This is a genomic window from Myxococcus sp. CA056 (assembly GCF_013336715.1).
Classification (GTDB): domain Bacteria; phylum Myxococcota; class Myxococcia; order Myxococcales; family Myxococcaceae; genus Myxococcus; species Myxococcus llanfairpwllgwyngyllgogerychwyrndrobwllllantysiliogogogochensis.
This window is the reverse complement of sequence record NZ_JABUMT010000002.1, coordinates 1,371,806-1,384,884: the sequence shown is the minus strand read 5'-3', so window position 1 is coordinate 1,384,884 and position 13,079 is coordinate 1,371,806. Positions and strand designations below refer to the sequence as shown.

Annotated in this window: 10 protein-coding genes; 4 read left to right on the top strand and 6 right to left on the bottom strand. The window is 69.1% G+C overall.

The features are described from left to right. The first annotated feature begins 107 nt into the window (after positions 1 to 107). A complete protein-coding gene (locus HUA76_RS46425; RefSeq protein ID WP_371823468.1) occupies positions 108 to 422 on the top strand; it encodes a helix-turn-helix domain-containing protein in 315 nt (104 codons plus the stop codon). A gap of 455 nt (positions 423 to 877) precedes the next feature. Here the strand turns inward: HUA76_RS46425 and mscL are convergent, their stop codons facing one another. The 5 genes from mscL to HUA76_RS13110 form a co-directional block, all read right to left on the bottom strand. After that, positions 878 to 1,285, bottom strand: a complete 408-nt coding sequence (gene mscL / locus HUA76_RS13130) for a large conductance mechanosensitive channel protein MscL (protein ID WP_174461007.1) — start codon at positions 1,283 to 1,285, stop codon at positions 878 to 880. 127 nt (positions 1,286 to 1,412) lie between these two features. Beyond that, positions 1,413 to 2,489 (bottom strand): radical SAM protein, encoded by a 1,077-nt coding sequence (locus HUA76_RS13125; protein WP_174454321.1) that lies wholly within the window; start codon positions 2,487 to 2,489, stop codon positions 1,413 to 1,415. After that, positions 2,486 to 2,725, bottom strand: coding sequence for an anti-sigma factor (locus HUA76_RS13120; protein ID WP_141640579.1), 240 nt, complete (start codon positions 2,723 to 2,725; stop codon positions 2,486 to 2,488). Before HUA76_RS13120 ends, HUA76_RS13125 begins: the two co-directional genes overlap by 4 nt. Before the next feature lie 69 nt (positions 2,726 to 2,794). Beyond that, complete coding sequence (locus HUA76_RS13115) at positions 2,795 to 3,409, bottom strand: RNA polymerase sigma factor (RefSeq protein ID WP_141640553.1); 615 nt, start codon at positions 3,407 to 3,409, stop codon at positions 2,795 to 2,797. A 35-nt stretch (positions 3,410 to 3,444) separates the two neighbouring features. Next, positions 3,445 to 4,032, bottom strand: coding sequence for a DNA-3-methyladenine glycosylase (locus tag HUA76_RS13110; protein WP_174454320.1), 588 nt, complete (start codon positions 4,030 to 4,032; stop codon positions 3,445 to 3,447). A 139-nt stretch (positions 4,033 to 4,171) separates the two neighbouring features. On the opposite strand from HUA76_RS13110, the gene HUA76_RS13105 reads away from it, so the two are divergent. Next, positions 4,172 to 5,722, top strand: a complete 1,551-nt coding sequence (locus HUA76_RS13105; protein ID WP_141640551.1) for a 4-alpha-glucanotransferase — start codon at positions 4,172 to 4,174, stop codon at positions 5,720 to 5,722. A 62-nt stretch (positions 5,723 to 5,784) separates the two neighbouring features. On the opposite strand, the gene HUA76_RS13100 is transcribed toward HUA76_RS13105, so the two are convergent. Beyond that, positions 5,785 to 6,093, bottom strand: coding sequence for a hypothetical protein (locus HUA76_RS13100; protein WP_141640550.1), 309 nt, complete (start codon positions 6,091 to 6,093; stop codon positions 5,785 to 5,787). Between the two features lie 163 nt (positions 6,094 to 6,256). On the opposite strand from HUA76_RS13100, the gene HUA76_RS13095 reads away from it, so the two are divergent. Together HUA76_RS13095 and HUA76_RS13090 are read left to right on the top strand one after the other, a co-directional pair. Continuing rightward, entirely contained in the window at positions 6,257 to 8,386 is a 2,130-nt protein-coding gene (locus HUA76_RS13095; protein ID WP_371823467.1) for an outer membrane protein assembly factor, read from the top strand. Then, entirely contained in the window at positions 8,383 to 13,077 is a 4,695-nt protein-coding gene (locus HUA76_RS13090; protein WP_174461005.1) for a translocation/assembly module TamB domain-containing protein, read from the top strand. Before HUA76_RS13095 ends, HUA76_RS13090 begins: the two co-directional genes overlap by 4 nt. Positions 13,078 to 13,079: the final 2 nt, after the last annotated feature.

Genomic DNA, 13,079 nt, shown 5'->3' with positions numbered 1-13,079 from the left:
ACGACTCTCGTGGCGCCAAGTACATGCAGGCATGTGGGACTTGCTCGACGACTACACGCAGGACGTCCCAAAACTAACCCCGTTCAGGGAAGTTGGCTGAGGGCGGGATGGTTACGCCATGGAGGAGGTGGGCCATGGCGTGGCAGCCCAGGCACTGGACGTCGCAGCAGTTGGAGGAGCGACGGCGTGCAGCCGGACGGTTGTTGTCGCAGGGGCGCCTGTCACAAGCGGAGGTGGCGCGCCGGATGGGGATCAGCGAGGCCGCTGTCAGTCACTGGGCAAGGCGGCTCGATGAGGCAGGCGGCTGCCTCCGCGGGCTGAGCGGTGAGCGTCAAGGCAGATGTCGCGTGAGAGGGCTCAGTCGATGCGCTTCGTTTCCTGCACTGCTGGGGTATGGTGAGCACCCATTCCGGACGTGGTGAGCACAGGCCGAGGCGGCACGGAGCGTTGACGGCGCTGGGTAGCGAGGTCGAGCAACATGACGGGTCAACGCGCCAACTCGTGAATGCGCTTTTGATGGCATTCACGATGCGGCATTGGGACCGGATACGTCTCGCGAGAGCACTTCCCAGTCTTTACATCCACGAAGAGTCCGGACCGAGGGAGACTGCGGTACGCATCCTGGTCATCCTGCTCAATCTGAACAGGCGGGCCCCCGGCGAACGAATCCAATACGGCGATGACATGCCCTGCGGTTTTCGGACCACCTGAAGCTTGAGAGGATGCCGTCTCCGGACACCACGGAGGCAGGCACTGAAGATGCGCTCTCTTATCGAGTAACGCCGAGCAGACGCATCCCACTGAGCATGTCCGGTTTGAAGGGGCACCTCCACACCTCTGGCCATAGGAGGCAGTTGATGAAATGCCCGCAATCACTTCACACCGTCACCAGCACCGACGTACAAGCCCGGCACCGCCGGGCCTCCAACGGAATCGTCTCACGGCACTCCGGGCACACCTTCGTCGTGGCCGGCGCGGGCTCACCCTTCTTCCCGCGCTTCGCCCATGCCTGCCCCACCTTCGCCACCACGATGAACAGCACCGACGCGATGATGAGGAAGTCGAGCACCGCGCCCAGCAGGTGTCCCAGCCGTAGATTCAGTGACGTCGCCGTCGCATTGCGCCAGTCACCTCCAGGCAGCACCGCGCCGACCACTGGCATCACCAGGTCCGCCACCACCGCGGTCACAATGGCGGAGAACGCGTTCCCCATCACCACCGCCACCGCCAGGTCCACCACGTTGCCCTTCAGGGCGAACTGCTTGAACTCCGAGAGCAGGGACACGGGTACGCGCCTCCGTCACCGGATGGCCTGCTCCCTGAATGCCTTGGCACCAGCCGGAGGGCCCCGGAAACCCACGCACCCTACCCGCCCCACCCCGCACCCTCGGCTCGCCCGACAGGGCCGATTGTCACGTGGTGGTCGAAGTCGACTCGGACACGGGCGCCGGCATCACCGTGCCCCCGTACTGCGTCGCCGCCAACGTGCCGCACGCCGCCCCAATCTCCTTGCCCCCTGAATACCGCCGCGCCACCGGCGCCTTCAGGATCTGCAAGTAATCACGGAACGCGCTCAGCTCCTCCGCCGTGGGCGGCTCGTACTTCCCCGTCGGGTCCGTCACGTCGATGAGGTCCACCTTGATGGGAATCCCCTCGAAGGCCACCTTCAACGCCTCCGCGTCCTCCCGCTCCAGGTTGAACCCGCGAATCGCCACATAGGCAATCATCGCCCGCTCGCGCCGCACCTGGCTGTACTCGCGAATCGCCTCAATCAACTCCGGCAACGGATGCGTCTTCTCAATCGGAAGCACCTTCATCCGCTTCTCCGGAATCGCGCTCGTCACCGAGAAGGCCAGCCGGTACGGATGCCCCTCCCGCGTGTAGCGCCGAATCGCCGGCACATGCCCCGCCGTGGAGAAGGTGATGGACTGCCCCGAAATCGAGAAGCCCGCCGGATTCGACAGGATGCCCGCCGCTCGCAACGTCTCCTTGTAGTTGAGCAGCGGCTCCCCCATCCCCATGAACACCACACCCCGCACCGGCCGGTCCGCCTCCGCCCTCACCTGAAGCACCTGGTCCAGAATCTCCCAGGTCTGGAGGTTCCGTTTGAAACCCAACTTCCCCGTCATGCAGAAGTCGCACGCCAGCGCGCAGCCCACCTGGCTGGACACGCAGACGACGTACTTCTCATCGAAGATGGGAATCCGGACGGCCTCAATCCGCCCGCCCAGGGGCGAGTCGAAGAGGTACTTCACGAAGCCGTCATCCGCCCGGCGCCGCTCCACCACCTGGAGGCTGGGCATCTCGGCGTGGGCCTTCAGATGGTCGGACACCCGCCGGGGCACCTGCGGCGAGCGCGCCACTTCCTCCACCGAGCCGAGCCCGTGGGCGAAGACGGCGGCGAACACCTTGCGGACCGCGGTGGGGGACGGGGAGAAGGGCGCGAGCGCCTCCGCCAGCTCCGGCAGCGACAGTTGCTTCAGGTTCACGAGGCGGACTTGATTTTGGTGCGAAGGAACTCCGTCAGCTTGGAGCTGACCTCCTTCGGCATCCTCGCCGCCAGCGCGCGCTTGCACAGACTGGGCGTCGCCCGGTACGTGTTCAAGAACTCCTCACAGGGCGAGCACCCCGACAGGTGCTCCTGAAGGTGGCGCGACTCCTCGGGCGACATCTCGCCCTCGAGGTATTCCAGCAGGAGGTTGATTGAGTCTTTACAGGTGTACATCCGAACCTCGGCTGGCTGCGGCACGCCCTCGTCCTCGCTTCGGAAGATGCGGAGCCCCCCAGTTGCGTTTCACGGCCCGCGATTGTCCCGGTTGTAGAAGGCGTCAATGGCCTCCCGGAGCGCGAGACGAGCCCGGTGCAGGCGGCTCTTGATGGCGGGAATGGAATCCCCCGTCACCTCTGCAATCTGTTCGTAACTGAGGCCGTCCACGTCTTTCAAGAGGAAGACCTCACGATACCCCTCAGGCAGCCTGTCCGCCGCTTGTCGGATGGCATGCCCCAGCTCGGCGTCCAGCGCCTTCTCCTCGGCGTCCCGGCTCCAGTCGGACACCGGGTAGTCCGCGAGCGTACCCCGGGGGGTGAATTCCGGCCCCTGGAGCTCCGCCTCGGCGGCCTGCGTCACCCGGCGGTGGCGCAGGCGCATCAGCGCATGGTTGGCCGCTATCCGGTGCACCCACGAGCCGAAGGCCGCATCCCCGCGAAAATCCTTGAGATGTTGGTAGGCCGACAGGAAGGTGTCCTGGGTGATTTCGGCGGCGTCCGCCTCCGAGCGGGTCATCCGCAGGGCGAGACCGTACACCTTGTCCTGGTGGGACTCCACCAGGGCCTCGAAGGCGGACATGTCCCCATCCTGCGCGCGGGCGAGGAGCTGGCGATCATCTTCCGTGGCGACCTCGTCAGGCATGGCGGGGCGCACCCAACCAGCCGGAAGCGCCTTCGTCAAGGCCGGTTACGAGCCCTCGTCGCCGGCCGCTTGCTGACGTGTTGACTGTCCCGGACCCAGAGCCGGAAGGGCTCCTGGGCCCACGCCCCCGCGTAGTCCACGCCGATGCGCGGCCCGCGCTCCACCCGCGCCTCGGCCACGTCCACCCCCGGCAGCAGGTGCAGCCCGGGGGAGGCCAGGTCCATCCGGTTGTGCGTCAAGGTCAACCCCAGGGCCTTGCACAGCTTGCCGGGCCCGTCCGTGCGCGCCCCGACCTCCAGGCCCTCCACCGGCTCCACCGCGCGCACCAGCACCGCCGCCCCCACCCCGGGCGCGTCCGTGACGACGTTGAAGCAGTGGTGCATGCCGTAGATGAGGTACATGTACGCCCGCCCCGGGGGCCCGAACATCACCTCCGTGCGCGGGGTGAGCCCCTTGGCCGCGTGACAGGCCAGGTCGTGTTCACCGATGTACGCCTCCGTCTCCACGATGCGCCCCACCCGACGAAGTCCGGTGGCGTCTCGCACCACGAGGAGGGTCCCGAGCAGCTCCCGCGCCACCACCAGGGCCGGCCGCGCATAGAAGGAAGGGGGCAAGACAGTCACGCTCACCCCAGGATTGTACCGGCCAACAGACGGGTGCGCCGGGGAAGGTGAATCCGTCCTCCAGCGAAAACCCGCCGCGCATTTCCTGTCACGGGACCAGTTCACTCCGGGGCAGGGGTGGTGCAGATTGCGCCGCACCATGTCCACCCCCGGCCGGCTCTCCGGTCTCCTGCTTCCGCTGTTCTCACTCCGCGCCCCGACGGATTTCGGCATCGGCGACTTCGGCGCGCTGGATGGCCTGTTCTCCTGGATGAAGGTCGCGCGCCAGCGTCTCCTGATGCTGCTGCCGCTGCTGCCCACCGCGCCCGGAGACTCCAGCCCCTACGCCACCCGCTCGGCCTTCGGACTCAACCCGCTCTTCATCGACCTGCACGCCCTTCCGGAGTTCATCACCTCCGGCGGCGAGGGCGCGTTCTCCGAGGAGCAGCGCCGGCAGCTGGCCGAGGCCCGCTCCGCGCCCCGCGTCCGCTACGACCTGGTCTTCCCCCTCAAGGACGCCGCCTTCGCGCGCGCCTTCGACACCTTCGAGGAGCAGCACCAGTCCCGCCAGTCCGAGCGCGCCCGCGCCTTCCACCAGTGGCGCGAGGCCCAGGCGGACTGGCTGGAGACCTACGCCCTCTTCACCGCCATCAGCGAGCAGGAGCAGCGCCGCGCGTGGTGGGAGTGGCCGGAGGGCCTGCGCACGCGCCAGCCCGAGGCCCTGCGCGCGAAGGCCACCGAGCTGGAGCGCCGGGTGCGCTACCACGCCTGGCTCCAGTGGGTGGCCGAGCAGCAGTGGGACGCGGCGCGCGCCAGGGCCAAGGCCCAGGACGTGCTCCTGTGCGGCGACGAGCCCTTCATCATCGGCCAGGACAGCGCGGACTGCTGGGCCAACCCCACCATCCTCCGTCGCGACGCGCGGCTGGGCGTACCGCCGGACGACTTCTCCGCCACCGGCCAGGACTGGGGCCTGCCCTACTTCGACTTCGTCGCCATGCAGAAGGACGACTACGCCTGGCTGAAGGCGCGCGCGAAGAAGGCGGCCAGCTACTACGACTTGCGCCGCGTGGACCACGCGGTGGGCTACTTCCGTCAGTGGATTCGCGACGAGAAGACGCCCACCGGACGCTTCACGCCGCCGGACGAGGAGAGCCACAAGCGGCTGGGCCGCAAGCACTTCGAGCTGCTCTCGGAGGGCGCGGGCATCGTCGCCGAGGACCTGGGCGTGATTCCTCCCTTCGTCCGCCACATCCTCGCGGAGCTGAAGCTGCCCGGCTACCGGGTGATGCGCTGGGAGCGAGACGACAGCGTCTACCGCGACCCGCACCAGTTTCCCCCCGTGTCCCTCGTCACGACAGGCACCCATGACACCGACACGATGGCCGAGTGGTGGGAGGGCGCCCGCGACGACGAGCGACAGGCCGCGGCACGCGCCTGGCCGGAGCTCAAGGGCGTGACGGTGACGCGCGAGTTCACCCCGGAGGTACACCGGGGCCTGCTGGCCTCGGCGCTCAACGCGAGCAGTGACTTGTGCGTGCTGCCCTGGCAGGACGTGCTCGGCACCCGGGACCGCATCAACCTGCCGGGCTCCATGAGCGACTCGAACTGGGCGTACCGCATCACCCAGGACGTGGGCGCGCTGATGTCGGATTCGACCACGCGGGAAGCGGCCGAGAAGCTGGCCTGGCTCACCGCGTCCGCCCGGCGCTGAACGCCGGACTCCGCTCGCCCGGGGCTGTCCTCCCGGGCGTGGCTCCACTCAACTCGCGCCGCTTACTTGATGCACTTCACCTGACCGGGGAAGCCATCGAAGATGGCGCAGCGGCGGTTGGTGTTGGCGCACTCCAGCCGTTCGCACACGTCCTCGGTGATGCAGATGGGCGGCGAGCGACCGAATTCCAGGAAGACCTCTGCGCAGAACTCGTTGAGCTGGTCGCAGCCGAACGAGCCGCAGTACTCGGCGTCGGCGAGGCTCTCGCCCTCCTTCACGCGCACGACCTCGTCGTCATCCACGCCGCAGGCGGTGGCGAGCGCCGACACCACGCAGAACACCAAGACTCTGATTCGCCGGGACAGGAGCATGGCCCCCAATCTGGCGCACCTTGGCGCGGCTTGCACGTCTCCGTGTGTATCCAGCAAGGACCAGCCGACAGGAACCGCCGACGAGACGTTGGAATGCGACAAAGGGATGGGGGCGTCCGACAGGAGACGCGTCAGGCGCTTGCCTTCCGGGTATGAACAGTCCGTGGCCGTTGACCTGCTCCGACTCCTTCGCCTCGCCACTGTCGCCGCGCTCCTGAGCGTCGCGGCGTGCGCCACCACGTCCACCCCGCCCCCGGGGCCCAAGGTCTCCCGGCTGGAAATCGAGGGCACGAAGCAGGTGAAACAGGGGGACATCAAGGACCGCATCCTCACCTCGGAGACCCCGTGGTGGGCGTTCTGGCCCTTCGGCAGCCCTCACTACTTCGACCCCAATGCGTGGCAGGCGGACCTGCGCCGCATCGAGCGCTACTACCAGGCCCAGGGCTTCTACCAGGCGGAGGTGGTGGACAGCGCGGTGAAGCCCAAGGGCAAGAACGAGGTGGAGCTGCAGGTGCAGGTGAGCGAGGGCGAGCCCACGCGCATCAGCGAAATCCAGGTGGAGGGCCTCCAGACACTGCCGGAGGAGCACCGCAAGGAACACCACGAGCGGGTGAAGTCCGAGCTGCCCCTCAAGGAGGGCGACATCTTCCGCGAGGCGCCCTGGGAGGAGGCCAAGGCCCGGGTCCAGGAGCAGCTGCGCGAGCTGGGGTACGCGGAAGCCGAGGTGTCGGGCGAGGTGCAGGTGGACGTGGACACCCGGAAGGCCCGGGTGCGGTTGGACGTGAAGCCGGGGCTGCGCTACCGCTTCGGCAACACGTTCGTCGCGACAGACGCCAATCCCCAGGTGCCGCCGCGCCGCATCATCGAGCAGGTGCAGGGCTCGCTGAAGAAGGGGGACTGGTACAGCGAGACGGCGCTGGCGGAGGCCCAGGCCCGCGTGTTCCGCATGGGCGTGTTCGGCGCGGTGAAGGTGAACCGCGGGGCGCCAGACCGGGAGTCAGCCACGGTGCCCGTCGTGGTGGACGTGCGCGAGGCGCCATTCCGCTCGGTGCGACTGGGCGGCGGCATCGGCGTGGACGCGGCCCGCCAGGAAGCGCGCGTGCTGGGGGAATGGACCAACCGCAACTTCCTGGGCGGTCTGCGCCGCGTCACCGTGCGAGGCCGCGCCGGCTACGCGTTCATCCCCCACGTCCTGTCGCCGTCGAAGCAGGGCCCCGTCTTCGAGATAACGGGAGAGTACGAGCAGCCGCGGTTCCTCTTCCGGGATTTGCGCCAGCAGACGTCCCTGACGCTGGAGAAGGGCCTGGAGCAGGCCTACGACTTCTATGGCGGCAGGTTGCAGACGGGCGTCATCTGGCAGCCGCACCGCAACTTCTCCGTCTTCCCCTCCTACAACCTCCAAATCTATCGGCTGTCGGGTCGGGTGAGCGCGGACTCGCGCGTGCCGCCCGTCGTGCTGGGCTGCGGCGAGGACACCATCCAGTGTGACGTGGCGCTGAGCTTCCTGGAGGTGGCCTTCGCGTGGGACCGGCGGGATGACCCGGTGGAGCCTCGGGATGGCTACTACCTGAGCCTGTCCGTGCAGAAGGGCGGCAGCATCTTCTTCGGCGACTTCAACTACATCCGTCTGCTGCCGGACCTGCGCTTCTACCACTCGTTCGACGAGGACAAGCGCGTGGTGCTGGCGGCGAAGCTGCGGATGGGCACGCTCAACCCCGCGGGTGGCTCACAGAGTTCCATCGTCACGCGCTTCTTCTCCGGTGGCGCCACCTCCATGCGCGGCTTCAACGGCCAGCGCCTGTCGCCCCTGGCGGCGCTGGCCAAGGAGGAGGACACCGACGGGGACGGTGTGCCGGAGACGACACAGACGGAGGAGTGGGAGACGGTGCCGGTGGGAGGCAACAGCCTCTTCGAGACGACGGTGGAGCTGCGCTACCAGATTTCCACCAGCATCGTGCTCGCGGCGTTCTGGGACACGGGGCTGGTGGGCGTGGAGGGCTTCGACTCGCGCGACTCGCCGCGACTGTTCGGTCCCGACCACTACCACGCGGTGGGCGTGGGCCTGCGCTACCTCACGGTGGTGGGCCCGGTGCGCCTGGACATCGCGCGCCGACTGAACCTGGGCCAGGGATTGCCCGTCGCCACCCCGGGGTACATCTATCCGACTTCTGGAGGCTGCTTCGGCATTGGCAGCAAGTGGAAGCCCGACGGCCCCACGTCTCGCGGGGCCACCTTCGCGGGAGCGCCTGACGGTCAGTGCGCGCTGCACCTGTCGATTGGAGAGGCGTTTTGAGAGGGCGACGCTGGGCACGACGACTGCTGTGGGGCCTGCTCGGCGTCGTGTGCCTGGGAGTGGTCGCCGTGCTGGGCGTGCTCCTCTGGGCGACGTCGTCACCGGGTGAGGGCTGGCTCATCCGCAAGGGCCTCCAGCTGGCCAATGAGCAGTTCTCCGGTCGGCTGGAAGTCGGCGGGCTGGACCTGGCACCACCGGGCGCCGTCCTCACCGGCGTGAAGCTGTATGACCCGGAGGGTGAGCTGGTGGCGGAAATCGCGCGCGTCGAGGCCCGCGTGCGACTGGGCGGCCTCATCCACCAGCAGGTGGACCTCACGGACGTGCGCGTGGAGAAGCCGCGCCTCTATCTGGCCCAGGATGAGCGCGGGTTGAACCTCGCCCGGGCCATCGCGCCCCGCGTGCCCAAGCCCGAGGAGCCGCCCTCTCCGCGCGGCAAGCTGCGGGTGGAGCTGCACGAGTTGGAGCTCGAGGACGGCTACGTCGACTTCAGGCAGGAGCTGGAAGAAGGCGGCGAGCGACACGTGCGCCTGGAGGACTTCGACGCGAAGGCGTCCGGCCACTACGCGGCGGCGACGCAGGGCTTCGGCGCGACGCTGGAGTCCACCGGCGCGCTCGCGTTGCCCACCAAGGGGCCCCTGCGGCTGGCCTTGAAGGGCGGCGGCGAGGAGGGCGCGCTGAACGCCGACGTGGACCTGGACCTCGCGGGGCTGCTGCTGGACGCGAGCGCCACCGCGCGACTTCCTCCCGAGACTCCGCCCGGCCTGCCCCCGGGCACCCTGAAGGCGGACGTGGACGTGCGGCGCCTCACCGTGCCGCCGGAGCTGACGCGCGGCGTGCTGCCCACCTGGCCGCTGCTGGTACCGGTGAACCTCGCGGGCAAGGCGGGCATCGACGGCGAGCTGGCTCAGGTGGACCTCCAGGGGACGGCCGCGGACGCGAAGCTGGACGTGAAGGGCGACCTGGACCTGGAGCGGATGCGCTCCACCGGCGTCTCCGTGAAGGCGCGCGACGTGGACCTGTCCGCGCTGGTGAAGGAAGGACCGAAGACGAGCCTCTCCGCGGACCTGACCGCGAGGGGCGGCGGCACCAGCCTGGAGACCCTCGACGGCGAGGTGGACCTCACCGTGTCGCCCTCGCGCTTCCGGGGTCAGCCGCTGGGGCCCGTGGAGCTGCATGCCCGCGCGAAGGACGGCCGCTACACGCTGTCGCGCCTGCTGGTGCTGGTGCCGGGCGCGTCGCTCCAGGCCAAGGGCGAAGGCACCACCGAGGCGATTCGCGTGGACGGCGGCCTGACGGCGGGCAACCTCGCCATGCTGTCCGACGCGCTGACCCGGCTGCTGCCTGGCACCGTGCCTCCGCTGTCTGGCAGCGGCACGCTGGAGTTCCGCGTGGAAGGGCCCGTGCGCGCTCCGGGCGTCGTCGCCCACGGCAACTTCACCTCGCTCTCCTATGGGGACTTCGCGGTGAGGAACCTCACGCTCCAGGCCGAGGTGCCGGACATCACCCGCCCCCTCACCACGGACGCCACGCTGGTGATGGGTGAGCTGCGTTCGGGCGAGCGCTCCTTCCAGGACGTGTCCGCCACCATCACCACGCACGAGCGTCACCTGGAGGTCAGCGTGAAGGCCCTGGGGGGCGCGACGCTCGGCCTGGCGCTGAACGGGCTGGTGGATGAGGACAACCAGGGATTGGAAGTCCAGGCGCTGGTGCTCTCGTGGCCGGAGGCCACCTGGAAGCTCCAGGCCCCCACGCACGTGGGCTTCGGCGGCGGACGCATGGAGGTGGAGCCCGCGCTGAAGCTCGCGTCGGGGGCACAGTCGCTGGCGGTGCGCGGCTCGCTCGCCAACGAGCAGCTGACGGCGCGCGTGGACCTGGAGGCGGTGGACCTCACGCTGCTGCCCCGCATCGTCATCCCGGAGTCGCTGGGGCTGGGCGGCACGGTGTCGGGCTTCGTCACCGCGAAGGGCAGGCTGCCCCGGCCGGACGCGGAGACGAAGCTGCGCTGGCAGGACGGACGGGTGAGCGGCTACGAGAACCTCCAGGTGGCGCTCGACGGGCGCTACGTGAAGGACCGCGCCACGGGCACGCTGTCGGCGGGGCTGCCGGTGGCGAAGGTCGTCGCGGACTTCGACGTGCCGGTGCAGGGCGTGCTGAAGCGGCGCAAGGATGCGCTCTCCCTCAAGGTCGACCTGGATGACCTGGACCTCGCCGGGGTGATGAAGCTCCTCGGGCGCACGGAGCCGGTGAGCGGCCTGGTGGCCGGAGAGCTGCGCATCGACGGCACCGCGCGCGAGCCCCGGCTGGACTTCGTGCTGCGCGGCCAGAAGCTGAACTACGCCGCGCCGCCTCCGGGCTTCGCGCTGAAGCAGCCGCTGGATTTCGAACTGCGCGCGGCATCGGACCGCGAGGACGCCACCCTGGATGCACGCCTGGACGTACAGGGGATGGGCACGCAGACGTACGTGGTGCTGCACACGCCCTTCACCCTGGGCGGGATGCTGGCGCGTCCCCCCAAGGCGGACGACCTCCTCTCGGCCTCGGTGGACCTGGAGGCCCGCGTCGCGGACCTGTCCCTGGCGCAGTTCGAGGGCGTCAATGGTCTGCAGAAGCCCGCGGGCACCGTGTCCGCGCAGCTGTTCCTCTCCGGCTCCGCGCTGGTGCCGCAGGCCCGCCTGAGCGTGAAGGCCGTGGGCCTCACCGCGTACGGCCTGCCTCCGGTGAACGGGCAGCTCGGCGTGGTGGGCGATGACCAGGACGTGAAGGTGACGCTGGCGGCGCAACGGGACGAGGGGCCGCTGGCGCAGCTCGACGTGACGCTGGACGCTCCGCTGGGGGCACTCCAGGACCAGGAGGTCTACGGACACATTCCCTTCCAGCTCAAGGGCCGCCTGGGCCCGGTGGCCCTCCAGCACCTGCCCGGCGTGGCGAAGGCCCGCGCGACGGGCGCCGCCGCGCAGAAGGCGAGCGCCGCGTCCAAGGGCATCCAGGGCGAGCTGTCGGTGGAGCTGGCCGCCCGCGGCACGTTGGACACGCCTCGCATGGAGCTCACCGCCGGCGTGCAGAAGCTGGGCATGGGCGAGCTGGCCTTGGGACAGGCGCGCCTGCACTACGGCTACCAGAACGCTCGCTCCGCCTTCGACGTGCTCCTCACCGCGCCGGCGGGCGGCACCTTGATGGTGGAAGGGGGCGTGGAGTTGGACGTGTCCCTGCCCGCGATTCAGCGCGGCCTCGACACCTCCCGCGCGCCGCTGGACGTGACGCTCAAGGCGCGCGACTTCGACCCCTCCTTCCTCTCCGGCGCGGTGGAGATGCTGCGCAGCGTGGGCGGGCTGATTCAGGCGGACGCGAAGCTGGCGGGCACTCCGGCCGTGCCCACGTTCCAGGGTTCGCTTTCGTGGAAGGACGGCAAGCTCGGGCTGATGGGCCTGGGCGAGTACCGCGAAATCCAGCTCGCGCTGGAGGCCAGTCGCGAGGAACTGGCCATCAACACGCTGTCCGCCAAGGCCGGAGGCGGCACGCTGTGGCTCGACGCGCCGCTGACGGCCACTCGCACCCAGAATGGCGAGTACGAGCTGAACAGCCCCGCGGGGAAACCCTACCCGCTGATGGCTCGCGACTTCCCCATCGTCTTCGACGACCAGCTCATCGCCGTGCTGAGCATGCGCGCGAAGGTCGAGGGCACGCTGTCCGAGCGGCTCGTCAACCTGCGCAACGTCTCCATCCCCGAGGCCACCATCGAGCTGCCGGAAGTCAAACGCAAGGACCTCCAGGACCTGGAGCGTCCCAGTGACGTGGTGCTGGTGCGCAACGGCACGCCCATTGAGCGGCGCAAGCGCAGGCAACAGCAGCAGCCCTCACCGGGCGCGCCCGAGACGAACCAGCAGCCCTCCACCGAGCCTCCTCCCGTGGCCGACTCCGCGGAGGACCTGGAGTCGGGCGAGACGCCACCCGGGCGCGCGTACTGGGTGAACGTGAATGCGCCGCGCAACATCTGGGTGAAGGGCTCTGACGTCAACGTGGAGCTGGGGCTGTCGGAGGACTTCCGCGTCGAATACACCGACGTGGCGCGCCTCTTCGGACAGGTGCGCGTGCTGCGCGGACGGGTGGACGTGCTGGGCCGGCGCTTCGACGTGCAGCGCGACAGCATCGTGAGCTTCACCGGGCCGCCCACCGTCCCGTACATCAACGTCACCGCCGAGCACCGCAACGACAGCGCCAACATCACGGTGTTCGTCACCATTCGAGGCCAGGGCCGGGACATCACCCTGAAGCCCACCAGCGAGCCGCCGCTGCCCGAGTCCGAAATCTACACGCTGCTCGCCACCGGCCGCCGCACGCTGGAGCGCGGCTCCGGCGCGTCGATGACGGCCAGCGCCCAGGCCGCTTCCGTGGTGGGCTCGCTCGTCGCCAACGAGGCGCGCAAGGCCCTGGCCGCGAAGCTGCCGCTGGACGTGATTTCGATTGAAGCCGGCGGCGCGGGCATCGCCGGCACCAAGCTGGAGGTGGGCACCTACGTCACCGACAAAATCTACGTCGGCTACACCGGACGCGTGGGTGCCAACATCCAGCAGGGAGAGAACTCCAACGCGGTCCGGTTCGAATACCAGTTCGGACCGCGCTGGAGTCTGGAGGGCCAGTACGGCGATGCGCGCTCGGGTGGCCTGGACCTCATCTGGACCAACGAGTACTGACG

Coding starts and splice junctions, on each gene's coding strand:
- HUA76_RS13120 (WP_141640579.1), bottom strand. CDS start 2,725: ATGTACACCTGTAAAGACTCAATCAACCTCCTGCTGGAATACCTCGAG.
- HUA76_RS46425 (WP_371823468.1), top strand. CDS start 108: ATGGTTACGCCATGGAGGAGGTGGGCCATGGCGTGGCAGCCCAGGCAC.
- HUA76_RS13115 (WP_141640553.1), bottom strand. CDS start 3,409: ATGCCTGACGAGGTCGCCACGGAAGATGATCGCCAGCTCCTCGCCCGC.
- HUA76_RS13100 (WP_141640550.1), bottom strand. CDS start 6,093: ATGCTCCTGTCCCGGCGAATCAGAGTCTTGGTGTTCTGCGTGGTGTCG.
- HUA76_RS13105 (WP_141640551.1), top strand. CDS start 4,172: ATGTCCACCCCCGGCCGGCTCTCCGGTCTCCTGCTTCCGCTGTTCTCA.